This is a genomic window from Phytobacter diazotrophicus (genome assembly GCF_052061655.1).
GTDB lineage: Bacteria > Pseudomonadota > Gammaproteobacteria > Enterobacterales > Enterobacteriaceae > Phytobacter > Phytobacter diazotrophicus.
On record NZ_CM125428.1, the window covers coordinates 5,540,886 to 5,566,209 of the forward strand.

At 54.3% G+C, this 25,324-nt stretch carries 25 protein-coding genes; 12 read left to right on the plus strand and 13 right to left on the minus strand.

All coding sequences use genetic code 11. The annotated features are described in order from the left end of the window. The first annotated feature begins 26 nt into the window (after window positions 1-26). Window positions 27-1,037 (plus strand): class II fructose-bisphosphatase, encoded by a 1,011-nt coding sequence (glpX, locus tag ACS0RQ_RS26770; RefSeq protein WP_271850464.1) that lies wholly within the window; start codon window positions 27-29, stop codon window positions 1,035-1,037. A 96-nt stretch (window positions 1,038-1,133) separates the two neighbouring features. Continuing rightward, window positions 1,134-1,880: a ferredoxin--NADP(+) reductase gene (gene fpr / locus ACS0RQ_RS26775; RefSeq protein ID WP_271850465.1), complete on the plus strand. Its 747-nt coding sequence runs from the start codon at window positions 1,134-1,136 to the stop codon at window positions 1,878-1,880. On the opposite strand, the gene ACS0RQ_RS26780 is transcribed toward fpr, so the two are convergent. Further along, window positions 1,881-2,300, minus strand: a complete 420-nt coding sequence (locus tag ACS0RQ_RS26780; protein WP_039077306.1) for a DUF805 domain-containing protein — start codon at window positions 2,298-2,300, stop codon at window positions 1,881-1,883. Window positions 2,301-2,412: 112 nt separating this feature from the next. On the opposite strand from ACS0RQ_RS26780, the gene ACS0RQ_RS26785 reads away from it, so the two are divergent. Both ACS0RQ_RS26785 and tpiA read left to right on the plus strand, forming a co-directional pair. Beyond that, window positions 2,413-3,000 carry a DUF1454 family protein gene (locus ACS0RQ_RS26785; protein ID WP_334633641.1) on the plus strand — a complete coding sequence of 196 codons (588 nt, stop codon included), beginning with the start codon at window positions 2,413-2,415 and terminating at the stop codon, window positions 2,998-3,000. A 110-nt stretch (window positions 3,001-3,110) separates the two neighbouring features. Next, window positions 3,111-3,875 (plus strand): triose-phosphate isomerase, encoded by a 765-nt coding sequence (gene tpiA / locus ACS0RQ_RS26790; protein WP_334633643.1) that lies wholly within the window; start codon window positions 3,111-3,113, stop codon window positions 3,873-3,875. 139 nt (window positions 3,876-4,014) lie between these two features. On the opposite strand, the gene ACS0RQ_RS26795 is transcribed toward tpiA, so the two are convergent. Beyond that, window positions 4,015-4,968, minus strand: coding sequence for an MBL fold metallo-hydrolase (locus ACS0RQ_RS26795; RefSeq protein WP_271850467.1), 954 nt, complete (start codon window positions 4,966-4,968; stop codon window positions 4,015-4,017). A gap of 81 nt (window positions 4,969-5,049) precedes the next feature. Here ACS0RQ_RS26795 and ACS0RQ_RS26800 point away from each other — a divergent pair, with 81 nt between their 5' ends. Next, the gene (locus ACS0RQ_RS26800) at window positions 5,050-5,976 is read left to right on the plus strand and encodes a LysR family transcriptional regulator (RefSeq protein WP_271850468.1); all 927 of its coding nucleotides are present in this window, start codon (window positions 5,050-5,052) and stop codon (window positions 5,974-5,976) included. 70 nt (window positions 5,977-6,046) lie between these two features. On the opposite strand, the gene ACS0RQ_RS26805 is transcribed toward ACS0RQ_RS26800, so the two are convergent. The 6 genes from ACS0RQ_RS26805 to cpxP form a co-directional block, all read right to left on the minus strand. Next, window positions 6,047-7,351, minus strand: a complete 1,305-nt coding sequence (locus ACS0RQ_RS26805) for an SLC13 family permease (protein WP_079498453.1) — start codon at window positions 7,349-7,351, stop codon at window positions 6,047-6,049. A 73-nt stretch (window positions 7,352-7,424) separates the two neighbouring features. Then, window positions 7,425-8,180, minus strand: a complete 756-nt coding sequence (gene cdh, locus ACS0RQ_RS26810; RefSeq protein ID WP_271850469.1) for a CDP-diacylglycerol diphosphatase — start codon at window positions 8,178-8,180, stop codon at window positions 7,425-7,427. Between the two features lie 96 nt (window positions 8,181-8,276). Further along, window positions 8,277-9,266 (minus strand): sulfate ABC transporter substrate-binding protein, encoded by a 990-nt coding sequence (locus ACS0RQ_RS26815; RefSeq protein WP_271850470.1) that lies wholly within the window; start codon window positions 9,264-9,266, stop codon window positions 8,277-8,279. A 147-nt stretch (window positions 9,267-9,413) separates the two neighbouring features. Beyond that, window positions 9,414-10,376: a 6-phosphofructokinase gene (gene pfkA, locus ACS0RQ_RS26820; RefSeq protein ID WP_039077314.1), complete on the minus strand. Its 963-nt coding sequence runs from the start codon at window positions 10,374-10,376 to the stop codon at window positions 9,414-9,416. A gap of 201 nt (window positions 10,377-10,577) precedes the next feature. Beyond that, on the minus strand, window positions 10,578-11,462 hold the full coding sequence (gene fieF, locus ACS0RQ_RS26825; RefSeq protein WP_271850471.1) for a CDF family cation-efflux transporter FieF: 885 nt from the start codon (window positions 11,460-11,462) through the stop codon (window positions 10,578-10,580). A gap of 157 nt (window positions 11,463-11,619) precedes the next feature. Further along, complete coding sequence (gene cpxP, locus ACS0RQ_RS26830; protein ID WP_039077384.1) at window positions 11,620-12,120, minus strand: cell-envelope stress modulator CpxP; 501 nt, start codon at window positions 12,118-12,120, stop codon at window positions 11,620-11,622. Window positions 12,121-12,271: 151 nt separating this feature from the next. Here cpxP and cpxR point away from each other — a divergent pair, with 151 nt between their 5' ends. Continuing rightward, the gene (cpxR, locus tag ACS0RQ_RS26835; protein WP_039077316.1) at window positions 12,272-12,970 is read left to right on the plus strand and encodes an envelope stress response regulator transcription factor CpxR; all 699 of its coding nucleotides are present in this window, start codon (window positions 12,272-12,274) and stop codon (window positions 12,968-12,970) included. Then, complete coding sequence (gene cpxA, locus ACS0RQ_RS26840) at window positions 12,967-14,340, plus strand: envelope stress sensor histidine kinase CpxA (protein ID WP_039077317.1); 1,374 nt, start codon at window positions 12,967-12,969, stop codon at window positions 14,338-14,340. The genes cpxR and cpxA overlap by 4 nt, the downstream gene beginning before the upstream one ends. A 36-nt stretch (window positions 14,341-14,376) precedes the next feature. Here cpxA and yiiM read toward each other — a convergent pair whose 3' ends face one another. Next, window positions 14,377-15,051: a 6-hydroxyaminopurine reductase gene (gene yiiM, locus ACS0RQ_RS26845; protein WP_271850472.1), complete on the minus strand. Its 675-nt coding sequence runs from the start codon at window positions 15,049-15,051 to the stop codon at window positions 14,377-14,379. Between the two features lie 208 nt (window positions 15,052-15,259). Here yiiM and ACS0RQ_RS26850 point away from each other — a divergent pair, with 208 nt between their 5' ends. Beyond that, complete coding sequence (locus ACS0RQ_RS26850) at window positions 15,260-16,105, plus strand: dihydrodipicolinate synthase family protein (RefSeq protein ID WP_499079339.1); 846 nt, start codon at window positions 15,260-15,262, stop codon at window positions 16,103-16,105. A gap of 43 nt (window positions 16,106-16,148) precedes the next feature. On the opposite strand, the gene kdgT is transcribed toward ACS0RQ_RS26850, so the two are convergent. The 4 genes from kdgT to rhaS (ACS0RQ_RS26870) all read right to left on the minus strand — a co-directional run bounded on the left by kdgT (window position 16,149) and on the right by rhaS (ACS0RQ_RS26870) (window position 20,084). Beyond that, window positions 16,149-17,132 carry a 2-keto-3-deoxygluconate transporter gene (gene kdgT, locus ACS0RQ_RS26855; RefSeq protein ID WP_334633651.1) on the minus strand — a complete coding sequence of 328 codons (984 nt, stop codon included), beginning with the start codon at window positions 17,130-17,132 and terminating at the stop codon, window positions 16,149-16,151. A 254-nt stretch (window positions 17,133-17,386) separates the two neighbouring features. Further along, window positions 17,387-18,007, minus strand: a complete 621-nt coding sequence (gene sodA / locus ACS0RQ_RS26860; RefSeq protein ID WP_271850475.1) for a superoxide dismutase [Mn] — start codon at window positions 18,005-18,007, stop codon at window positions 17,387-17,389. A 312-nt stretch (window positions 18,008-18,319) separates the two neighbouring features. Beyond that, on the minus strand, window positions 18,320-19,168 hold the full coding sequence (gene rhaR / locus ACS0RQ_RS26865; protein WP_039077322.1) for an HTH-type transcriptional activator RhaR: 849 nt from the start codon (window positions 19,166-19,168) through the stop codon (window positions 18,320-18,322). A gap of 79 nt (window positions 19,169-19,247) precedes the next feature. Further along, window positions 19,248-20,084 carry an HTH-type transcriptional activator RhaS gene (rhaS, locus tag ACS0RQ_RS26870; RefSeq protein WP_271850476.1) on the minus strand — a complete coding sequence of 279 codons (837 nt, stop codon included), beginning with the start codon at window positions 20,082-20,084 and terminating at the stop codon, window positions 19,248-19,250. Window positions 20,085-20,387: 303 nt separating this feature from the next. Here rhaS (ACS0RQ_RS26870) and rhaB point away from each other — a divergent pair, with 303 nt between their 5' ends. From rhaB to rhaS (ACS0RQ_RS26890), 4 genes are all read left to right on the plus strand, one after another. Continuing rightward, window positions 20,388-21,857 (plus strand): rhamnulokinase, encoded by a 1,470-nt coding sequence (gene rhaB, locus ACS0RQ_RS26875; RefSeq protein WP_271850477.1) that lies wholly within the window; start codon window positions 20,388-20,390, stop codon window positions 21,855-21,857. Continuing rightward, a complete protein-coding gene (rhaA, locus tag ACS0RQ_RS26880) occupies window positions 21,854-23,113 on the plus strand; it encodes an L-rhamnose isomerase (RefSeq protein ID WP_039077325.1) in 1,260 nt (419 codons plus the stop codon). The genes rhaB and rhaA overlap by 4 nt, the downstream gene beginning before the upstream one ends. A 164-nt stretch (window positions 23,114-23,277) precedes the next feature. Further along, window positions 23,278-24,108, plus strand: coding sequence for a rhamnulose-1-phosphate aldolase (gene rhaD, locus ACS0RQ_RS26885; RefSeq protein WP_271850478.1), 831 nt, complete (start codon window positions 23,278-23,280; stop codon window positions 24,106-24,108). A 209-nt stretch (window positions 24,109-24,317) separates the two neighbouring features. Continuing rightward, window positions 24,318-25,304 carry a rhamnose ABC transporter substrate-binding protein gene (gene rhaS, locus ACS0RQ_RS26890; protein WP_071194790.1) on the plus strand — a complete coding sequence of 329 codons (987 nt, stop codon included), beginning with the start codon at window positions 24,318-24,320 and terminating at the stop codon, window positions 25,302-25,304. Window positions 25,305-25,324: the final 20 nt, after the last annotated feature.

Consider the following 25,324-nt stretch of genomic DNA (forward strand, 5'->3'; position numbering starts at 1 on the left):
AATTTCTTTCACTTCACGAGTTTGCTATGAGACGAGAACTTGCCATTGAATTTTCCCGCGTGACCGAAGCAGCGGCGCTGGCTGGCTATAAGTGGCTGGGTCGCGGCGACAAAAATACCGCCGACGGTGCTGCCGTTCACGCTATGCGCATCATGCTTAACCAGGTCAATATCGCCGGGACCATTGTGATTGGCGAAGGGGAAATCGACGAAGCCCCAATGCTCTATATCGGTGAAAAAGTCGGTACCGGTAAAGGCGACGCGGTGGATATCGCCGTTGACCCGATTGAAGGCACCCGTATGACCGCCATGGGCCAGGCCAACGCTTTGGCAGTACTGGCTGTGGGTGATCAAGGCTGCTTCCTCAATGCGCCGGATATGTACATGGAAAAACTGATTGTCGGCCCCGGCGCGAAAGGCACTATCGACCTGAACCTGCCACTTGCCGATAACCTGCGTAATGTTGCTCATGCGCTCGGTAAACCGCTCAGTGAGCTGACGGTAACGATTCTGGCCAAACCTCGCCACGACGCCACCATCGCTGAAATGCAGAAGCTTGGTGTCCGCGTTTTCGCTATTCCGGATGGCGACGTTGCGGCTTCCATTCTGACCTGTATGCCGGACAGTGAAGTCGATGTTCTCTACGGTATTGGCGGTGCGCCGGAAGGTGTCGTCTCAGCCGCCGTCATCCGCGCGCTGGATGGCGATATGAATGGCCGCTTGCTGGCACGTCATCACGTGAAAGGCGACAACGAAGAGAACCGTCGTATCGGGGAAATTGAGCTGGCACGCTGCCAGGCAATGGGCATCGAGGCCGATAAAGTACTGCGTCTGGATGAAATGGCACGCAGCGACAACGTGATTTTCTCCGCAACCGGAATTACCAAAGGCGACCTGCTGGAAGGCATTAGCCGTAAAGGCAACATCGCCACCACCGAAACCCTGCTGATCCGCGGGAAATCGCGCACCATTCGCCGTATCCAGTCCATTCACTACCTGGATCGCAAAGACCCGGACGTGCAGACGCACATTCTGTAAGATTATTTATCAGGGAGAGCTTTCCGGCGCATCCGGGCTGGAAATCCTCCCCATTCACGACGAAGATAAGGCAATGATTCTGAACAGGAGAAAATCATGGCCGACTGGGTTACAGGAAAAGTCGTTAAAGTCGAGTTCTGGACCGACGCGTTGTTCAGCCTGACCGTTCATGCCCCCGTTCATCCCTTCACTGCCGGGCAATTTGCCAAACTGGGCCTCGAAATCGATGGCGAACGGGTACAGCGTGCCTATTCCTACGTCAACGCCCCAGGCAGCCCCGACCTGGAATTTTATCTGGTCACCGTCCCTGAGGGCAAACTCAGCCCGCGCCTGGCTGCGTTACAGCCCGACGATGTGGTATTGATCGTCAGCGAGGCGGCAGGCTTCTTTGTTCTTGAAGAGGTGCCGGACTGTGACACGCTGTGGATGCTGGCGACCGGGACCGCGATTGGGCCTTATTTGTCTATCCTGCAGGAAGGTAAGGACCTGGATCGCTTCAAAAATCTGGTGCTGGTGCATGCGGTGCGTTATGCCGCGGATTTAAGCTATCTGCCGCTGATGCTCGAACTGCAGAAACGCTATGAAGGCAAATTGCGGATTCAAACGGTGGTTAGCCGGGAAACCGTGCCCGGATCGCTCACAGGACGTGTCCCTGCGCTGATTGAGAACGGCGCACTGGAAGCGGCGGTGGGATTGCCGATGAACAGCGACACCAGCCACGTCATGCTCTGCGGCAACCCGCAGATGGTGCGCGACACCCAGCAGTTACTGAAAGAGACCCGGCAGATGGCGAAACACCTGCGCCGCCGCCCGGGCCACATTACCGCCGAACACTACTGGTGATCAGCGGAACTGTACTTCAAGCGTATCTTTGCCGAATTTATTCTCGCCCTGGGTGCCAATAAACGCGCCCAGGTCGATGAGCATTGTCACCATAATCAGCACCGGCACGAAGCGGCCAACAACCCATTGCCATGTACCGCCCAGTATCTCCCAGTGCCCTGCCAGCAGCATCCAGGCAAGAATAAATAATAACGACCAACTGCCAGACTTATTGCGGTCATGCAGTCGTTTCACAATCACACACGCGGTTGGCCAGAGCAGGCAAACCAGCATAAACGCGGCATTTTGGCTGGCCAGGAGTTCAAAACTGACCGCGTAAAACAACGCCGCCATCGCCAGCACCCAGATAACGGTCCAGATCCAGAAATCACGACGACCAATGCGGCCTTTAAATGAGAACAACCACTGCTGAATACCCATGTAAGGTTCCTTTAATTGTAGTGCTGCGTAGTTTACCCTGGTCGCGTGAGTTTTTGACAAGCCAGACTGTTATCGTTTTAATCGTGAGCAAAGAGAAGTGAGGACGATGTTAATGAAAACCTGGTGGCTCCTGTTTACGGTGCTCTTCATCAATCACTATGCCATCGCAGAGGATACGCCACCTGCGGCGGCGGCCCCGTATCTGCTGCCGGGTGCTCCCACCTTCGAACAATCCATCAGCCAGTTCAGGGAAAAATTCAACGAAGATAATCCCGACCTGCAGCTCAATGAATTTCGCGCTGTCGATTCGCGTGGTGATACTGAGCGCCTGACCCGCGCCGCAACCAAAATTAACGACAACCTGTATGCCTCCACCGCGCTGGAACGCGGTACGCTGAAAATTAAATCCATGCAGATGACCTGGCTACCGGTCCGGGGGCCAGAGCAAAAGGCGGCCAAAGCGAAAGCCCAGGAGTATATGGCGGCGCTGATTCGCGCGTTTTCACCGACGCTGACCAAAGCGCAAAGTCTGCAAAAGCTGCAAAAATTACTGAACAACGGCAAAAACAAGCTCTGGCATGCCGAAACGGAAGGGGCTATCCGTTATGTTGTAGCAGATGACGGCGAAAAGGGGCTGACCTTCGCTGTTGAACCGATTAAGCTGGCGCTATCTGAAAGCCTGGAAGGCGACAATAAATGACAAAAAGCAAAGCCTTTCCCATGACGAATCTCTATACTGTTTCACAGACCAAACTGCCCTGACGGGCAGACATCTTACTTAAATTCGCTCTTATAGCGTGGAGAATTCAAATGCGACATCCTTTAGTGATGGGTAACTGGAAACTGAACGGCAGCCGCCACATGGTAAACGAACTGGTAGCTAACCTGCGTAAAGAGCTGGCTGGCGTGACAGGTTGTGGCGTTGCTATCGCTCCGCCGGCTATGTACCTGGATCTGGCTAAGCAAGCCGCTGCAGGCAGCCACATCATTCTGGGCGCTCAGAACGTCGACGTTAACCTGTCTGGCGCATTCACCGGCGAAACCTCCGCTGAAATGCTCAAAGATATCGGCGCGCAGTACATCATTATCGGCCACTCCGAGCGTCGTACTTACCACGCAGAATCTGACGAACTCATTGCTAAAAAATTCGCCGTTCTGAAAGAACAAGGTCTGATTCCGGTTCTGTGCATCGGTGAAACCGAAGCAGAAAACGAAGCGGGCAAAACCGAAGAAGTGTGTGCACGTCAGATCGACGCAGTTCTGAAAACTCAGGGCGCAGCGGCATTCGAAGGCGCGGTCATCGCTTACGAACCAGTATGGGCAATCGGCACCGGCAAATCCGCGACGCCGGCTCAGGCTCAGGCGGTTCACAAATTCATCCGTGACCACATTGCTAAAGCAGACGCGAAAGTGGCTGAGCAGGTTATCATTCAGTACGGCGGTTCCGTTAATGTGGCTAACGCTGCTGAGCTGTTCACCCAGCCGGATATCGACGGCGCGCTGGTTGGCGGTGCATCCCTGAAAGCTGACGCTTTCGCGGTGATCGTTAAAGCGGCAGAAGCAGCAAAAGCGTAATTCGCTTGCCCCTGTGAGCACTCACTTCCTGTTAAGGCAGGGAGTGTTCACGTTATCTCTCCCCACAAGGGGAGAGATACACTCTATAACCTGTTACCGCCCCGGCTTTATCGATGCGGGCATCCAGAATAAATGCAGGTTATTGTCCTAACTGGGTCGTATAATTACTTTCCACCCAGCGATATCCGTTCCCCTCGCGCTTTACATGGCCAAACCCCGGAAAAGAAATATGTGCGGCGGCGACCCAATACCCCTGCTCCGCAGCCTGTTTGAGCACACGCTCCCGCGTTTTAATGGCCTGCTGGCGGTTGACGTCAAAGTGTATTGCCACGTGCGGATCGGGCATTTGTACCGCTTTGGCGTGGATAATATCGCCCCATAAAACCAGTGTCTGACCTTCACTTTCCACACGATACAGTACGCTTCCCGGCGTATGACCCGCGGTAGATTCCGCACTGATCCCCTCCACGAGAGTTGCAGGCGCCTGGAATGTTTTTAGCCGCCCGGCATTGATAACCGGACGAAGCGTCTTTTCACTTTCAGCAAAAGTGTGCGCTTCACCTGGCTCCACCTTATTGACGTTTGACGGGTTAAGCCAGAAGTCGACATCGCGTTTGTCCACATACACGTCGGCATTCGGAAAGGCGGGTTTGCCAGCACGTGACACACCGCCAGAGTGATCGGCATGAATATGGGTCAGCAATACATCATCAATGGATTCAGCCGGATACCCTGCTGCGGCAAGGTTCTCCAGCAGATGCCCGCCCTGACTACCGAACAGCTCACCGGCGCCGGTATCCACTAAAATACGTTTTTTGCCATTGTCGATGACATAGGCGTTAATCGAGGTCTCTGCTTGCGGCGTCATTGCTTCGCCCGCCATCGCCTGGCGTAATTTTTCCGGTGAGATGTTCGTCAGTAGTTTATTCAGGGGGACCGTCACCGTGCCGTCGGATACGGCGGTAACCCGCAGCTTGCCCAGTTTCATGCGATAGTAACCGGGAGCCTGTTGATCCAGCGCACTCGTCTGCCCGGCGGCCAGAAGCTGGCTGGAAAAGAGAAGTGTCGCCACCAGCGCCAGTATCATTTTCATAAAATTGCCTCATCACAGTGTCATTTAACCGTGCTCAGCAGTATCCTCAGCAAACCAGTATCACTCAAATTGATTAATATAATGTTCACTATCAGAGAAAATGATTTTCATCGTATCGATCTGAATTTGTTGACGGTACTGTTAGTCCTGCAGCGGGAAGGCAGCGTGTCACGTACCGCTGAAAAACTGCATCTGGGGCAACCGGCGGTCAGTAATGCGCTGGCCAGGTTGCGTGACATGTTCGACGATCCCCTGTTTGTGCGTACCGCAGGAGGCATGGTACCGACGCCGCGTGCCGAAGCGCTTATTGCCTCACTCGGCCCCCTGATGGAACAGATGCAGTATGTTCTTTTTCAACCACCGTCATTTACCCCAGCGAAGGCAAGCCATGTGTTTCGTCTGGGGATGAGCGACTGGGTGGAGCGCTGGCTGATGCCGGAATTACAGGCATACATGACACGCGAAGCGCCGGGAATCACCTTGCAGGTGACGGCCAGCGATCCGTTCCGGGATGGTGAGCAAGTGATCCAAAGGGAGATAGACCTGGCGATTTCGGTTGGTCAGAGCACCGCCGCCACCTTGAGGCGTGAACATCTCCGTTCACTCAATTTTTGTACGTTCTGGCACCCCGATCAGCTTTCGCTGGAAGCACCGCTGACGGTAAGTGATTACGTGGAGCATGACCACGTACTGGTTTCCTATCGCGGTGCGGCATGGAGCGCCGTCGACGAACAGTTAGCATTGCTGGGGAAATCACGAAGGGTGCGCTACGTTACGCCGCATTTTTCTTCTTTGCCGCCGCTGCTAAAACGCATACCCGCTTTAGCGACCGTCCCCTCCGGGCTGGCTGCCGACTGGATTTCCCATTACGGTTTACGCTGTAGCCCCGTTCCGGTTGAGACGCCGGAAATTGCCCTCTCGCTGCTGTGGCATAAATGTTGTGATAACGATATGCCGCTGAACTGGCTAAGAACGGTATTACACAAAATCATAAACGCACTGCCGTAATTCACCTCGTCTTTGTACAGACTTGGTAGCCCCCCACAAAGGCCGGTGTGAGGGGCAGATCGCGCCAGAACTACAATTTCCCCAGTACACTAAACCACGCATAATCCAGCGGCAGCAGCACCAGATACGTTGCCACCGCCAGGGCAATACACAACAACATCCCCGCCCGTGCCGGCACTTTGCCTAATGCCATGGCCACTACGATCGGTGACGCCTGATACGGCAGCAGTGGTGTGGAATAGCCCAGCACCTGAATCATAATCACCGACAGTAGCGGGAAGCCCGTTGCATCAGAAAAACTCTGCGCCAGCGTGGTGAAAAGCGCAGGTACACCATTAGCCGTCATAATGAAGTTGAGCGCGGTCGTGGTGCCGGTGAGCGCCAGGAAGCTGGTAAAAGGATGCGCCGGATCCAGCGGCATGATGTGCAGCAGCGCATTCCCTACCGCCGCCCCAATCCCCGTTTGCGTGACCGTAATGGCCAGCCCAAGGATCCCGGCAACATAAATACAGGTGCGGATATTTACCCCGCTGGAAAACTCATCACCATTAATAAACCCAACGCGCGGCAGCAGAGTAATACAGGCGGCAGCCAGCCCCGTCCAGGCCGGGCCAATGCCGTGCCAGCTCTCCGTGACCCACATCGTTAAGACCACCGCCAGCAGCCAGGCAAGGCGCTTCTCCTCCCGGCTCATGGGTTCCGGCGGCGTAAGGTCTTTTGGCGCATGCGGCTGCCCGGGGAAAAGCCAGCAGATAAGACCAATCAGGATGAGGCCTTTCAGAATGCCCAGCACCGGCGTATGCAGCAGCAGATACGGCAGATAGTTGAGATGAATACCGTAGGATCCTTCCGCCGCCCCGCTCATCACCAGATTGGGCACATTGGCGGGTAAAATCGTCGCCGACAACTGGAAGGTGCCAAACCCCACCGCCAGCGCAAGGCCATACCAGGAGCGCGTCCCTTCGTTGATGCCCGCACGCGCCGCCATCGCCGCCACAATTGGCATCAGCAGAGCAATACGTCCCATGTTCGACGGCATAACAAACGCCAGCGCATAGCTCAGCAATACAACGCTTGCGACCATTTGCAACCACGAATCGGTTAGCCTGGCCGACAGCGCCCGCGCGGCCCGATCGGCCAGCCCCGTTTTACGAATGGCGACCCCCAGGACAAAACCGCTAAATACCAGCCAGAAAGCGGAGGAGGCAAAACCGCCGAAAATGACATCCGGCGGCGCAATCTTCGCCACCATCGCGGCGGCAAAAAACAGCAGCGCCGTGATGAATTCCGGTAGCAGCGAGGTAGCCCACAGCACAATAGTGAGGCCAATAATAATGGAAGGCAGAAACAGAGGGTGAGTAAACCAGAGCGACATACCTGTCTCCTGTAGAATTTATCGGCAAGTCTACGGCGACAGGCTTGCCTGGTAAACGCCAAAACTGGTGGGGCTATTTCAGGATATTACATTGATGATCCTGAATTTCCTCGGCGGAACCACGGTTAAAGGCGAGCAGATTACGCTCCGTCGCCAGCAGCACAAAGGAGCCATCAGCCTGCTGTACCATCGCCATGCCGTAGCGCCCCATATGTTCACGCGCTGTCGGCACCTCTTCCGCCAGCATTAAGAACGGGCTTCGCTGTACCAGTTCAGCTTCCGTTACGCGGCGCGCCAGATAAGGATGCCCAAGAATGCCGCCCGGAAAGGCCAGCCACTGACTACTGATACGCGAGGCTTGCTGATCAAGCTTCACACGCACATCTTCGCGCAGGCAAGAAATGTGGATATGGAAATGGTTCTGGGTACGTCCGACGCGAGAGTTAATTGTCAGCGACAGAGCATTATCCGGGAGTGGTGCTCCCCGCGTTTTACCCAGCACGCCGCGCGATTGCCAGGCCTGCCAGAGAAAATTGGGTGTGTGGGATTTTAATAACAGCGGGCTTTCAATACCGTTGATACGGTACGTTGGCATCAGCAGATACTGTAATGGTCCGTTGCGGTCTTTAAGCAACACGTAACCACTGTCGAGATTGACCTGCGCACAGGGCGCGGGTAGATGGTTGTTCCGCTGATTCGGCACACATTGCTCAAGCACGATATGACGCAATACGTCCCGTTTACTGCTGTTCCACCAGTATTCGCTACCCACCACGGCCGCAGCCACCGCAATCAACAACGCTATGCCAAACAGGCGCACTGTTTTCATCGATCTCTCCTTACAGGGAGGAACAGGAAGCATAGCGCAGAGATCGGTTGGGATAAAACGAAAACGGCCCTGTTAAGGGCCGCTGGAGGATTAAGGTTAGCGTTTGCTGATTTCGTCGAACTTGCCGCCGTTAGAGAAGTGCTCTTTCTGCGCTTTCGTCCAGCCGCCAAAGACATCGTCAATGGTGAACAATTTCAGTTTCGGGAATTCGTTTGCGTATTTTGCCGCCACGTCTTTGTCACGCGGACGGTAGAAGTTCTTCGCCGCTATCTCCTGCCCTTCCGGGGAGTAAAGATATTTCAGGTAAGCTTCTGCCACTTTCTGCGTGCCTTTCTTCTCGACAACTTTATCGACAACAGACACGGTTGGCTCTGCAAGAATGGATTCACTTGGCGTCACGATTTCAAACTTATCTTTACCCAGCTCGTTCGATGCCAGCAGCGCTTCGTTTTCCCAGGCAATCAGCACATCGCCGATACCACGTTCTACGAAGGTATTGGTCGCGCCGCGCGCACCGGAGTCCAGCACTTCGACGTTTTTATACAGCGCTTTCACGAACTCCTGCGCTTTAGCCTGATCGCCACCGTTCTGATGCAGGGCATAACCCCACGCAGCCAGGTAGTTCCAGCGTGCGCCGCCAGAGCTTTTCGGGTTCGGGGTAATGACCGACACGCCCGGTTTGATTAAATCATTCCAGTCATGAATCTGTTTTGGGTTGCCTTTACGCACCAGGAAAACGATGGTGGAGGTGTAAGGTGCGGAGTTATCTGGCAGGCGTTTGATCCAGTTTTTGTCGATGCTGCCACGCTCGGCAATCGCATCGACATCATACGCCAGCGCCAGGGTCACGACATCGGCATCAAGACCGTTGATAACCGAGGTTGCCTGTTTGCCTGAACCGCCGTGTGACTGACGAATCGTGACGTTATCGCCCGTTTCCTGTTTCCAGTGGGCGCTGAACGCTTTGTTGTATTGCTCGTACAATTCACGTGTTGGATCGTACGAAACGTTTAATAACTGAATATCCTTTGCCAGAACGCTGCCGGATGCCAGCAGCAAAGTTAACCCCACGCCCCATTTATTCATCGCCCACTCTCTCAGGTTATCTATTTTGATGTGCTCAGCCTGCCAGAAAGCAGACCAATGATTAAAGAATAAAAAAAGATTGGCTATAACTTTAGGAAATAACAGAAGGCAAAGAAACGCCCTCTCAGGGGAGGGCGTTTAAGGTAATCAGTACAGTTTCTTAGCGCAGTCCAGCCAGTCGCCTTTGAACGGACGCTTCATGTTCTCAATAGCGTCGATGATGTCATGATGAACCATCTTCTCGTTCTGGATACCGACACAACGGCCACCGTGGCCCTGCAGCAGCAGTTCAATTGCGTATGCGCCCATGCGGGAAGCGAGAATACGGTCATAAGGAACCGGGGAACCGCCGCGTTGAATATGACCCAGAACGGTCGCACGGGTTTCGCGCTGCGTTTCGGCTTCGATGTATTTTGCCAGTTCATCGATATCACAGATGTGCTCGGTGATAGCCACGATCGCGTGTTTTTTACCTTTCGCGATGCCCGCTTTGATTTCAGCGACCAGATCTTCACGGCTGAATTCAACTTCCGGCAGAACGATAAATTCGCAACCACCTGCAATAGCCGCCGCCAGTGTCAGGTCGCCACAGTAGCGGCCCATCACTTCAACGATAGAAATACGCTGGTGAGAAGAAGAGGTGTCACGCAGACGGTCAATGGCTTCTACCACGGTATGTAGCGCGGTGAAGTAACCGATGGTGTAGTCAGTACCGGCAACATCGTTGTCGATAGTGCCTGGCAGGCCGATGCATGGAAAGCCCATTTCTGTCAGACGTTTCGCCCCCATATAGGAACCGTCACCGCCGATAACGACCAGCGCATCAATGCCGCGCTTTTTCATGTTCTCAATAGCCACGGCGCGGACATGTTCTTCACGGAATTCCGGGAAACGGGCAGAACCAAGGAATGTACCGCCACGGTTAATCATGTCAGACACGCTATAGCGGTCGAGTTGAATCATGCGGTCTTCGTACAGGCCGAGATAACCATCGTAAATACCCGCTACTTCCAGACCTTCAGTCAATGCTGCACGGACCACGCCACGAATTGCTGCGTTCATGCCCGGCGCATCACCGCCACTTGTCAACACACCGATTTTCTTAATCATGACTACCTCTGAACTTAGGAATGCAAAAATAATGTTCTGTTGGCCAAAAAACTCCGCGAGGGAGTAAACATCTATGCTGCAATATTATATCAACTGCCGCTTGCTGAATTGATTCAGGTCAGACCATATGGCGGTAATTTATACACAAAAATCGGGTCTGACTCACTTCTTTTACAACGAAATACGACAGCCTTAATTCGCTTATCGTCCTTGAGGTACTACTGAGCAGGGATCCTGATGAATAATCACATCCGATCCCGGAAAACGCTGGAGAATGGCCTGCTCTACATGTTCAGCCACAATATGCGCCTGAACCAGTGGAAGGTTATCGTCCATTTCCAAATGTATTTGAATAAAGCGGGTCGGCCCTGACTGCCGCGTGCGAAGATCGTGCGCGCCGCTTACGCCTGGCCAGGAAGTGACAATATCGAAAATTTCCTGCCGTTCGGCATCGGGTAATGCCCGATCCAGTAAAGACTGAACCGCGTCATAACCCATATGCAGCGCGCTGTACAAAATATATCCGCCAATCCCCAGTGCGAAGAGGGCATCCGCCCGATGCCAGCCGTACCATGACAGCCCCAGAGCGATGAGAATTGCACCGTTCATCATAACATCAGACTGATAATGAAGCATATCTGCCCGCACCGCCTGGCTTTGAGTTTTTCGCACAACCCAACGCTGAAAAGTGACGAGTATCACAGTACAGACCAACGCGATCACCGTCACCACAACGCCAATACCGGGCGCACGCATCGGTTCAGGGTTCGCCAGATGCTGAATACCGGTTAAAAACAGGAATAATGCTGAACCTGAAATAAACATGCTTTGTGCCAGCGCCGCCAGCGATTCTGCTTTCCCGTGTCCAAAAGTATGCTCGTCGTCCGCAGGCTGCAGCGAGTAACGCACCACCAGCAAATTGGTCAGCGATGCGGCAATATCCACCAGCGAGTCCACCAGTGCGGCCAGGATACTAACCGACCCGGTGTACCACCATGCAAAAATTTTAATGACCAATAATGACGACGCCATGATCGTCGCAGCGATAGCTGCGCGACTGATCAGGCGTCCATAAGATTCAATCATAAATGCTCCTACGCTGTTCTGTGCGTAGTATAACGAAAGGCAACTCAATCGGAGGAAAATCAGGTGGCTGAATTCGGAGCAAAAAAAACCCCCTCATCATGAGGGGGAAGACAGGGATGGTGTCTATGGCAAGGAAAACAGGGTTCATTACTACTGACTACTGGGAACGCTGGGTGCTACTACTCAATACTCTCAACGGTGAACTTTGCTGCATTTGCGTCATTTCACGCAGTTGAATCATCCGTTGCTGATGTTTCTGGTTTAAAACCGCTTGCTGATCAGGAGTGAGCAGGTGATACATCTGGTTGCGGACTTTCGCCATTTCAACCTGGCGACTTATCTGCTCCTGCGCCATTTTCTCGGCCTGAACGCGCACAGCGTTTTCATCAAAATTTTCTGCGGTGACAAGGCGATGCATTGTCTCCATTTCGCTAACATTAACAGGGGGCTTGTCGTGCCTTGCCTGCTGCATCAGATCTCGCATCTGTTGACGCTGATGTTCGGTTAAATGTATGCCGTCGAACATATGGCTCTGACTGGAACGCTGCGCGAATCCCTCAGTCGGGTGCCAGTTATCGCCTGTTACGACTTCAGCAGCCTGGCTAAAAGCACTTAGCGCCAGTGTTGAGGCCATGACGGCAGCGGTAACTTTGCGCATCATTTGCTCCCAAGAACTTTCTATGTCGCGAATCAACGATAATGAGTCTACGATTCAGGCTGCAAACATGCGTCAGGGGGTGTAAAACAACGTAAAGTCATGGATTAGCGAGCCTTGATGACGTAATTTCTGCCTCGGAGGTATTTAAACAATGAATAAAATTCTTTTAGTAGATGATGACCGAGAGCTTACATCCCTGTTAAAAGAGCTGCTCGACATGGAAGGTTTTAACGTGCTGGTTGCCCACGACGGGGAACAGGCGCTCAACCTCCTTGATGACAGCATCGATTTGCTTTTGCTCGACGTCATGATGCCGAAGAAAAACGGCATTGATACCCTTAAAGAGCTACGCCAGACACACCAGACTCCCGTCATTATGTTGACTGCACGCGGCAGCGAACTGGATCGCGTACTCGGCCTTGAGCTGGGCGCGGACGACTATCTGCCAAAACCGTTTAACGACCGCGAACTGGTTGCGCGTATCCGTGCGATTTTGCGCCGTTCCCACTGGAGCGAACAGCAACAGAATACGGACAACGGTTCGCCGACGCTGGAAGTCGACGGCCTGAGCCTCAACCCAGGTCGCCAGGAGGCCAGTTTCGATGGTCAATCGCTGGAGCTGACCGGTACCGAATTCACCCTGCTCTATCTGCTGGCACAGCATTTGGGCCAGGTGGTTTCCCGTGAACATTTAAGCCAGGAAGTGCTGGGTAAACGCTTAACGCCGTTTGACCGCGCGATTGATATGCACATCTCTAACCTGCGCCGTAAGTTACCGGACCGCAAAGATGGTCATCCGTGGTTTAAAACCTTACGAGGCCGGGGCTACTTGATGGTATCCGCTTCATGATAGGAAGTTTGACCGCCCGCATCTTCGCCATTTTCTGGTTAACGCTGGCACTGGTGCTGATGCTGGTCTTGATGGTTCCAAAACTTGATTCCCGCCAGATGACGGAGTTGCTTGATAGCGAACAACGTCAGGGCGTGATGATTGAACAGCACGTTGAAGCGGAACTGGCCAATGATCCACCCAACGATTTGATGTGGTGGCGCAGGCTGTTTCGCGCAATCGACAAATGGGCCCCTCCGGGGCAACGTTTGTTGCTGGTGACCAGCGAAGGGCGAGTGATTGGCGCCGAACGCAATGAAATGCAGATTATCCGCAACTTTATTGGTCAGGCGGATAACTCAGATCACCCGCAAAAGAAAAAATATGGTCGGGTAGAGCTGGTAGGGCCTTTTTCCGTTCGCGATGGTGAGGACAATTACCAGCTCTATCTTATTCGACCTGCCAGTAGTTCTCAGTCTGACTTTATCAACCTGCTGTTTGACCGCCCTCTCCTGTTGCTGATTGTCACAATGCTTATCAGCTCGCCGCTGCTGCTGTGGCTGGCGTGGAGCCTGGCAAAACCCGCGCGTAAGCTGAAAAACGCGGCAGATGAAGTGGCACAGGGCAACTTGCGACAGCATCCTGAGCTGGAAGCCGGGCCGCAAGAATTCCTCGCTGCGGGCACCAGTTTTAACCAGATGGTCATGGCGCTGGAGCGCATGATGACCGCCCAGCAACGGCTCCTGTCCGATATTTCCCACGAGCTACGGACACCGTTAACGCGGCTACAGCTCGGCACCGCGCTGTTGCGTCGTCGCAGCGGCGAGAGCAAAGAGCTGGAGCGTATCGAAACGGAAGCACAGCGGCTGGACAGTATGATCAACGACCTGTTGGTCATGTCGCGTAATCAACAGAAAAACGCGCTGGTCAGTGAAACGGTCAAAGCCAATCAGTTGTGGAATGAGGTGCTCGATAACGCCGCGTTCGAAGCGGAACAGATGGGTAAATCCCTGACGGTGAATTTCCCGCCTGGCCCGTGGCCGCTGTACGGCAACCCAAACGCACTGGAAAGCGCGCTGGAAAATATCGTCCGTAACGCCCTGCGTTATTCGCACACCAAAATTGAAGTGAGTTTCTCGGTCGATAAAGACGGTATCACCATTAACGTGGACGATGACGGTCCGGGCGTCAGCCCGGAAGACCGCGAGCAGATCTTCCGCCCGTTCTACCGTACCGATGAAGCGCGCGATCGCGCATCCGGCGGGACAGGTTTAGGGCTGGCAATTGTTGAAACCGCTATGCAGCAGCATCGCGGTTGGGTGAAAGCCGACGACAGCCCACTCGGCGGTTTACGCCTGACGTTATGGATCCCGCTGTATAAACGTGCCTGAGCATTTCCCCTCGCCTTGCCGGGCGGGGGGAAACGGCTATTTACCCCGCAAACGCCGGGCGTTATCTTCAATTTTCCCGCTACTTCGCCGATTTTGCATCGTTCTTGTCCAACTGGCCGAAAGCCCGGCGGCAGACATCAACCGCCGATATTGCTCATCATCAAACGGCATATGCCAGGCGATTGCAGCGGCATCCAGAACGCTCACATCGCTGTTACGTGATACCAGCTCCAGCGGCGCATCGGCGCTCACTTTACCGCCTGTAATAACCCGATAAAGCCAGCCAACACGCCCACTCGCCTGCATCTGCGAAGACATGTCGCTGATGGAGAAGTGAAAGTTAAGTTTGAAACAGGGCGAGCGCGGCTGCGTCACCTGAATGAGCGCTTTTCCCCAACGAAAAATATCACCGATAAAAACATTTCTTTCCGTCAGCCCTTCGGTCGAGAGGTTCTCGCCAAACGCCGGGGCGAAGAAAAGCGCCGCCTGTTCGGGGAACATCGTTTTCCAGTGAGCGTAGTGTTCGCGGGGATAATGACAAAGCGCCCGGTCCGGGCCGCCGTGGTAGGACGTCTCCGCCTGCTCATCACCGACTAACCCCAGCTCCGTTAACATCAACTCGCCTTCCACCTGCAACTTGGCAATTGCGCTGGGTCTGCTGTCCTTATAATCCTTTATTTTTCCTGTAAAAATATTCACCGGATGCTGCATTTCCTCTCTCCCGGGCTCACCCATCATCGGCGTATTAGACCACACTTTTTAGCAATAAATCGTGCAGAAATGCGACACCGATACGCCTGCGTTTTATATGAACGTGCTATGAATTAAAAGAAGTGAAACGCAATTTCATATTCAAGGAGACAGTGACGTGAAGAAGAAAAATGAATTTTATGGTGTCTGGTGCCCGTCCATTACGCCCATGACACCTGCCGGTAAAATCGACCTGAACGGATTGGGACAGCATATTTCACGCCTGACCGACGCCAGAATTGACGTGGTGTTGCTGATGGGCAGTATCGGCGAATTTGCCTCTTTCACCCTTGATGAACGACTCATGCTTATCCGCGAAGTACGCGGTATGACTCCCGGCACCCTGGTCGCTAACGTTTCCTCAACGTGCCTGAATGATGTGGAGTGGATGGCGGATGAAGCCTTCCGCACGGGCTACGATGCCGTTATGGTGCTGCCCCCTTATTACTATGGGCAAACGTCTGCACAATTGCTGAGCTACTTCCGCCACCTGGGGCAACGGCTGAGCGGCAAATGGTTTGCCTATAATTTCCCGGCCAGGACCGGCTGCGATCTGACGCCGGAAATCGTCGCTACCCTGGCAGCGGAATTCCCACACTTCGCTGGCATAAAAGACACGGTCGATTGCCAGTCGCATACGCGCAACATCATTCTGGCAACCGAGAAAATCCGTGATGATTTCGCCGTGCTGTCGGGGTATGACGAATACTTCATCCCCAATCTTCTCGCAGGCGGCGCGGGGGTTATCTCTGGCCTCAATAACGTAATGCCGGAACTGTTTGTCAGGGCCCGGGATGCGTGGAAGCAAAACGATTTGGCTACGCTACATGAAACCCAGCGCGAGACAGGAAAATTCATGTCGATTTACACAATTGGCGAGGATTTCGTTACCACTATCAAAACCGTGGTGGCACGGAAATTTGGCTATTGCGGCGCAACGTCCCGCAATTTTGGCGGCGAACTCACGCCAGCGCAGTGTGCGAAGGTTGATGAGGTTTTCGGTATCGGCCATTAAAAAACCGGCCTGAAAAGGCCGGTTTCTCTTTTAAACCGCAGCGCTATTTTACCGCACCGCGCAAATCTGCTACCGCAGCATGCCCTTTTACTTTTCGTGACCAGAGAGAAGTCAGAATCGGCACCAGAATAGAGGTCACAATCACCGATGTCGCCACCAGCGCGGTCGCGGCAGGCGCCATTGCTTTAAAATCGGGCACCATCTCGGCAATCAATACCGGTGTGGCCACCGCCGCACCGGCGGAACTGGAGGCAGCAAGCCCAGCGGTACCGTCCCCATCACCCAAGACTTTATCGGCAATAATCAATGGGATGCCAGTAATCACAATCACCGCCAGCCCAAGCAGGATACCGAGCAGGCCGGTCTGGGCGATAACGCTGAGATCGATAGTGTTCCCAAGCGCAAAGGCAAAGAAGGGGATCAGCGTCTGCACCGCGCGGGTAAAAAATTCCCGTAATTCGGGGTCGAGGTTACCCAGCCCGAAGCCAATCAGGAAGGGCAGCACCGCGCCGACAAATACGTGCGGTTCAAAAGAAGCGATACCCGCCGTTCCCAGAATCACCATCGTCATCAGCGGGCCAGACTCAAGGGACATCAACACAAACGCCCCGGCCTCTTCCTTAGTGCCGTACTGTTGCATGATGGAGGCGTACAGACCGCCATTGGTCATGTCCATCGAGGCCACCAGCGCCAGCGTCGACAGCCCGGCAAAGAAGCCCGCCTCTACACCGTGAGCAGGAATCAAATGCGAGGTTACCGCCGCAACCACCCAGGCCACCGCGATTTTGGTCACCACCAGCGTGCCTGACTTACGCAGCACCGTCCCGGTCGCGCTGAGCTTAATCGACGCGCCCATGCAGAAAAACCACACCGCCAGAATCGGTACGGTGCCGGTGATCATGCCATTCGTGAAGGAGCCAAAGTACTTCCCGGCCCCCGGTGAAAACGTATGGCACAGCGCCCCAAGAAACAGAGGAACCAGCATCATCCCACCCGGGATTTTTTCAATTGCACGTTTGATTTGCATATCGCCACCTGTAAAAACAGTGAGTTTTGTGCGCCTTCCCCCCCTCTGATTAGGCGTTTCCAGCGCTGATGGCGAAATGTTAGAGCGTCGTCACACTCAGAAAAGTGATCCCTCATACAAATTCAAAACAATATTTCATTTTTATTGGATATATGTTTCTTTTTATTTCAGGGACTGACCGACAAATATAAAAAAGCCCCCGCTGACGATGCCAGCAGGGGCCTGGTTTGCCCGTAAGAACGGGCTAAATGAAATTATTTCTTCGCAGCGAAACGTGCCGCCGCTTCATCCCAGTTCACCACGTTCCAGAACTCTTTGATGTAGTCCGGGCGGCGGTTCTGGAATTTCAGGTAGTAAGCGTGTTCCCACACGTCCAGGCCCACGATCGGGAAGCCGGATGCGCCGGAAATCGCTTCACCCATCAGCGGGGAGTCCTGGTTAGCAGTAGACACAACAGACAGTTTGTCGCCTTTCAGCACCAGCCACGCCCAGCCAGAACCAAAGCGGGTAGCCGCTGCTTTTTCGAATTCAGCTTTGAAGTTGTCAACGGAACCGAAGTCACGTTCGATAGCCGCTTTCAGGTCGCCCTGCAGGGTGGTGCCTTTTTTCAGGCCTTTCCAGAAGAAGCTGTGGTTAGCATGGCCGCCCGCGTTGTTACGCAGTACGGTTTTTTTGTCAGCCGGCAGTTGGTCCAGTTTGGTGATCAGCTCTTCAGCAGACAGACTGGCGAATTCTGGCAGGCTTTCCAGCGCTGCGTTCGCATTGTTTACATAAGTCTGGTGGTGTTTAGTGTGATGGATTTCCATCGTCTTCTTGTCGAAATGAGGTTCAAGTGCATCGTACGCGTAAGGCAGGGATGGCAGTGTATAGCTCATACTAATCTCCATTATTGTCGGGCGGCAGGTATGTTAACGCCGCGTAATCAGTTGGTTCATTATAGTTAGTTAAATGATATTGAAAATGTTTATCAATGCCGTAGTTTTAATATGGTTATAACATTCTGTTATGAACCCGTGCCGACAAGAGGCATAGCGCAACGACGGACGAAAAAATCGCCCGACGCTACACACAAATGAAGTGACTGGTTAACTTGCCATCATAAAAACGGTGGAGCATCAAAGCGGGGGGATCAGTGGCTGGCAATGGGCCGGTGTACGTGTCCTGTGTTATCGCAGAACAGGCCCTTCCTAAGCCGCTTCGTTACGACGCTGTCGCCACTGGCTGGGCGTCATGCCGGTTTCGCGGGTAAAAACGACCGAGAAATAGTTACTGTCTTCAAAACCACAGCGCGTAGACACTTCACCAATCAGCAATTCCGTGTGCTGCAACAGATACTGTGCATGGCAAATACGCAACTGACGCAGGTAATTATTGATGGTCATTCCGGTTTGCGCGCGAAATTGTTGGCGCAGCGCACGCTCACTGCACTGCTCCTGATCGCAGAAGCGCTCCAGCATGAAAGTGCGATTAAGGCTGCCCGTAAGCGCGGTAATCAACTTATCGAGCAGGGCTTCGCTATGGGTGGCGGCCAGGTTGTCGACCGCAAAACGATGGCGTGTGAGCGTCATCACCAGTTGGGCGAAGAGCACCTCGGCCATATTGTTTGCCAGCGCATCGGCTTTGGTACTCTCTTGCTCCAGTTGGGTGATGACCTGTCTTGCCTGGGCCATGCCGGTGCTCCCCAGACGCCAGTGCGGCGTCCACTCTTCGCCGCTCAGCCCTGGAATATGTCCCGCCCAGTCGAGATTAAGGGTCAGACGGTCCGGGCAGTAGATGATATTTTGCAGCACCAAATCGTTGACGGAGGCGTAGGAGTGTTTGTCTTCCGCGCGGATATAAAACAGATCGCCACGGGTAATGCGGTAGGGACGGTCATTGAGGATATGCAAACCGTTGCCGCGCCAGACCAGCACCAGCTCGCAAAACTCGTGAGTATGTTCGGCAAACACGTTTTGCGGATAGCGGTCCGCCACGGCCACCGCCTGCCCCGCCCGGGGGAAAAAATCCGCTTTACGAAGAATTAACTGGCTTCCCACAACATCACCTCGGCCGAAGACAACCGATAACTATTAGCTGATCTTCGGCGAAAAATCGGTGATAGCCTTCTCGTTACCGCTATTGCAGTTGCACATCGCGCCCCTGGCGAATATCGCGTGGGGACCAGTCGAATTCCCGGCGAAACAGGGTAGAAAAGTGGTTACTGTCGCCGAAACCGCAGCGAAAGGCGATATCTGTAACACTATCATCGCTGTGGCGCAGCATATGGCGCGCCTTAATCAGACGCAGCCGGTTGAGATAACGCTGCGGCGTCAGGCCGGTATATTGCTTCAGTTGACGGTGTAATGTGCGCAGCGACAGGGTGAACTGATCCGCCAGCGACTCCCAGCAGACCTCTTCGGCAAAGTGATCTTCAAGCCAGGAGATCAGCTGATTGAGACGTGCATCATTACTCATCGCCCCTTCCGCCAGGCTGCTTTTACGCAGCAGAACCAGCAACTGCATAAACAGGATTTCACGGTTGGCTGTGGTCGCCATGTCCATCTCCTCACCCACTGCTTCCATCTGGCCGATGATCTCACGTACCTGTTGCAGTACGCACTGATTGACGCGCCAGTGCGACGGATAGTGCCCGTCTTGCTCCTGCGGCAGCAGCGCGTTCAACCCCGCCAGAAACGTAAACGCATCCGGCGAACGATAGAGCACATTGGTCAGGCACAGATTGTCAGTATGTTCATATAGGTGTCTGTCGTGGTCGCGGACAAAGCAGACGGTTCCCCCACTGATGGTATAGGACTGCCCATTAAAAACATGGATGCCGGTACCGTGTTCAACAATCACAATTTCGTGAAAATCATGATGATGTTCCGGAAACGCAGCCTGTGGCAGACGCGGCTCAATAGCGACAGGCGTTGTGCCAGAAGGAAAGAAATCCACGCTGTGTAATACGGTCATGATTGCCTCACATACCAATGAGAAGTGTTCTCAAAATAGTAATTAAGCACGGCAATTCGCACCTTGAATTTTTGACCGCAAAACGGGTAAAGCCTGTCAGATTTTCAAGAAAGGGTCGGAAAGTTCAGGAATTGTCGCCCTGGTCACACCCCGCAAGCCACACGGGTTTATCAGAAACTGTGAACTGCCTCACTTTCATCTTTGCTTTCTTGCCAGCCCCTTCCAGGGGATGTCATTAACAAGAAGGTTACCGCGAGGTCCTTTTTTTAGACTGGGGGCAATAACTCTCACAAGGACCCCATCATGACATTTCGCCATTGTGTCGCCGTTGATTTAGGCGCCTCCAGCGGGCGTGTAATGCTGGCCTGCTACGCGACAGAACAGCGAACGCTCACGCTGCGTGAAGTTCATCGCTTCGCCAACTACCTGGAAAAAAACAACGGTTTCGACTGCTGGGATATTGATACCCTGGAAGATGAAATTCGCCTGGGTCTGGAAAAAGCCTGTGCGCAGGGTGTCACCATCGACAGTATCGGTATCGACACCTGGGGTGTGGATTATGTTTTGATCGACAAACAGGGTAAGCGTGTTGGCTTACCGGTCTCTTACCGCGACCATCGCACGGATGGCATCATGACCACTGCCTTTGAGCAGCCTGGCAAAGCCGATATTTACCGTCGCAGCGGCATTCAGTTTTTACCCTTTAACACGCTCTATCAGTTGCGCGCGCTTGCCCAGCAACAGCCGGAAATCGTGGCCGCTGCCGACCATGCGCTGCTGATACCCGACTATTTCAGTTTTCGTCTGACCGGCAATCTGAACTGGGAATACACCAACGCCACCACCACGCAACTGGTGAACATCGACAGCGATAACTGGGATACCACGCTGCTCAACTGGGCGGGCGTGCCCGCCTGCTGGTTCGGTACACCGACCCATCCGGGCAATGTGATTGGCCACTGGCAAAGCCCGCAAGGCACCGATATTCCGGTGGTTGCTGTCGCCAGCCACGATACCGCCAGCGCGGTCATCGCTTCACCACTGAAAAATGCCAGTGCCGCCTATCTCTCTTCCGGCACCTGGTCGCTGATGGGCTTTGAAAGTACCACGCCCTACACCAGCGACGAGGCGCTGGCCGCCAATATCACCAACGAGGGCGGGGCGGAAGGGCGCTATCGCGTGTTGAAAAACATCATGGGGCTGTGGCTGCTGCAACGCGTTCTGAAAGAGCGCGACATTACCGATTTGCCCGCCCTGATCGCCGGGGCTCGCGCGCTGCCCTCCTGTCGTTTCGTGATTAACCCAAACGACGAGCGTTTTATCAATCCGCAGAACATGTGCGAAGAGATCCAGGCCGCCTGTCGGGAAAGCAACCAGCCGGTACCGCAGAGCGACGCCGAACTGGCCCGCTGCATTTTCGACAGCCTGGCGCTGCTGTATGCAGACATTCTCGGTGAACTGGCGGACCTGCGTGGTCAACCCTTTACCCAGTTGCATATCGTTGGCGGCGGCTGCCAGAACCAGCTCTTAAACCAGCTCTGTGCCGATGCCTGCGGCCTGCCCGTCATCGCGGGCCCGATTGAAGCCTCCACGCTGGGCAATATCGGCGTACAACTCATGACGCTGAACGAACTGAGCAGTGTCGACACTTTCCGTGACGTGGTTGCCGCGAGTTACGCGCTGACCACCTTTACACCCAATCCTGACAATGAAATTGCCCGCAACGTCGTGCGGTTTCAGCAGAAACGACAGACAAAGGAGCTTTGCGCATGACCACTCAACTTGAACACGCCTGGGAACTTGCTAAACAGCGCTTTGCCGCTGTAGGCATTGATGTCGAAGAGGCCCTGCGCCAGCTCGACAGGCTGCCGGTTTCCATGCACTGCTGGCAGGGCGACGATGTCGCCGGTTTTGAAAACCCGGAAGGCGCCCTCACCGGCGGTATCCAGGCGACCGGCAACTATCCGGGCAAGGCACGTAACCCTCAGGAGTTGCGCGCCGATCTGGAGCAGGCCCTGAGTCTCATCCCCGGTCCGAAGCGCCTTAACTTGCACGCGATGTACCACGAAGCGGGTCCATCGGTCAGTCGTGACGCGATCAAGCCTGAGCACTTCAAAAACTGGGTTGAGTGGGCAAAAGCCAACAAACTGGGTCTGGATTTCAACCCGTCCTGTTTTTCACACCCGATGAGCGCAGACGGCTTCACCCTCTCTCACGCGAACGATGACATTCGCCAGTTCTGGATTGACCACGTGAAAGCCAGCCGCCGCATCTCGGCGTACTTTGGCGAGCAACTGGGCACGCCATCGGTAATGAATATCTGGGTACCGGACGGCATGAAAGATGTCACCGTTGATCGCCTGGCACCGCGCAAACGTCTGATGGACGCGCTGGATGAAGCGCTGAGCGAGAAGTTCGATCTGGCGCATCACATCGACGCCGTTGAAAGCAAACTGTTCGGCATCGGCGCTGAAAGCTACACCGTGGGCTCAAACGAGTTCTATATGGGTTACGCCACCAGCCGACAGACGGCTCTGTGTCTGGATGCGGGGCACTTCCACCCGACCGAAGTCATTTCCGACAAGATTTCCGCCGCCATGCTGTATGTGCCGCGCCTGCTGCTGCACGTCAGCCGCCCGGTGCGCTGGGACAGCGACCATGTGGTGCTGCTGGATGATGAAACGCAGGCCATCGCCAGCGAGATCATTCGCCACAACCTGTTTGACCGCGTGCACATCGGCCTGGATTTCTTCGACGCCTCTATCAACCGTATCGCCGCATGGGTTATCGGCACCCGCAACATGAAAAAAGCCCTGCTGCGCGCCCTGCTGGAGCCGACCGAACAGTTGCGTCAACTGGAAGCCGATGGCGATTACACCGCCCGTCTGGCGCTGCTGGAAGAGCAGAAATGCTTACCGTGGCAGGCCGTGTGGGAAATGTATTGTCAGCGTCACGACACCCCGGCCGGTAGCCAGTGGCTGGAGAGCGTGCGTGCGTATGAGAAAGATGTATTGAGTCTACGCGGGTAAACCCTCACCCCGACCCTCTCCCTAAAAGGGAGAGGGAGAAAACCAAACAGTTCCCTCGCCCCTCCGGGTAGAGAGGGAGAAAACCGAACAGTTCCCTCGCCCCTTTGGGGAGAGGGTTAGGGTGAGGGGAGAACCCCGCACCGAATTAAAGGAACCAAAACACTATGCAGAACATTATTAACGCCTGGTTCACTCAGGGCATGATCAAAGCCACCAGCGATGCCTGGCTGAAAGGCTGGGATGAACGCAACGGCGGCAACCTGACGCTGCGTCTGGACGCGGCTGATATTGCCCCGTACGAAGCCGATTTCCACACCGAACCGCGCTATATCGCGCTCAGTCAGCCAATGCCATTACTGGCGAACACCGCGTTTATCGTCACCGGTTCCGGTAAATTCTTCCGTAACGTCCAGCTCGACCCGACCGCTAATCTCGGCGTGGTTAAAGTGGACAGCGACGGCGCGGGCTACCACATCCTGTGGGGGCTGACGAACGACGCGGTGCCGACCTCTGAGTTGCCGGCGCACTTCCTGTCACACTGTGAACGTATCAAAGCTACCAACGGCAAAGATCGTGTCATCATGCATTGCCATGCCACGAACCTGATCGCGCTGACCTATGTACTGGAAAACACAACCGATCTTATTACCCGCAAGCTGTGGGAAGGCAGTACCGAATGTCTGGTGGTCTTCCCGGATGGCGTCGGCATTCTGCCGTGGATGGTGCCGGGTACCGATGAAATCGGCCAGGCCACCGCGAAAGAGATGAGCAAACATTCGCTGGTGCTGTGGCCATTCCACGGCGTCTTTGGCAGTGGCCCGACACTGGACGAAGCGTTTGGTCTGATCGACACCGCCGAGAAGTCGGCAGAAGTACTGGTGAAAGTCTATTCGATGGGCGGTATGAAGCAGACCATCACCCGTGAAGAACTGATTGCCCTGGGTAAACGCTTTGGCGTCACTCCGCTGGCAAGTGCATTAGAGCTGTACCAATAAGAACATCACATAATCCCTCCAGGCGATGACCAGGAGGGAAACCCTGTTACCTGCAAACAATCTATTCCCTATGGATTTCGCAGTGCAGGAAGGCGGCGTCGCAGCGAATCCCCAGGAGCTTACAAGAGTAAGTGACTGGGGTTCGTGAGAACGCCAACGCACCTGCAATGTGAAAGACGACGGGAATCTAACTCAGTGGAGTAAAAGCAATGAAAATTAAAGCAAGCTTGATCCTCACCGTTGCCGCCCTGGCGTTGTCCGGTTCCGCATTAGCAGAAGTCAAAATCGCTCTCGTGGCGAAATCATTGGGAAATGGTTTTTTTGAAGCAGCAAACACAGGCGCGCAGGAAGCCGCCAAAGAGTTAGGCGATGTAAAAGTCATCTATACCGGCCCAACCACCACCACCGCAGAAGCACAGATCGAAGTGCTTAACGGCCTGATCGCTCAGGGCGTGGACGCGATCGCGATTTCCGCCAACGATCCCGATGCCGTGGTGCCGGTACTGAAAAAAGCCATGCAGCGTGGCATCAAAGTGGTCTCCTGGGATTCCGGCGTGGCGAAAGCGGGTCGTCAGATCCACCTGAACCCGTCCAATAACGCCCTGATTGGTGAAACCAACGTCAAACTGGCCGTTGATGCGTTAAAAGCGCTGAATGTGGAGAAAGGCGATGTGGCCATTCTGAGCGCCACCCCAACCTCTACCAACCAGAATATCTGGATTGAAGAGATGAAAAAGGTGCTGCCGAAGTACCCGTCCGTCAATCTGGTAACCGTTGCCTATGGCGACGATCTGTCTGATAAGAGCTACCGCGAAGCGGTGGGTCTGCTGAAATCGTACCCGGATCTGAAAGTGATTGTCTCCCCGTCATCGGTGGGCATCGTGGCCGCCGCGCAGGCGGTGAAAGACCAGGGCAAAATCGGCAAAGTGTACGTAACGGGTCTGGGCCTGCCGTCTGAAATGGCGGGTGCAGTCAAATCCGGGGCAACGAAAAGCTTCGCTATCTGGAACCCGATCGATCTGGGCTATGCCGCTACTTATCTGGCAGACGATCTGGTGAAAGGGACAGCGACGAAAACCGAGGCCAATATGGGCAAGCTCGGCAAAGTGAAGCTGGATGCTGACGGCAACGGCGCAATGGCAGAACCGTTCGTCTACGACGCCAGCAACATTGATAAGTTCTCGAAAATTTTCTAATCCCAATACCCTCACCCCGG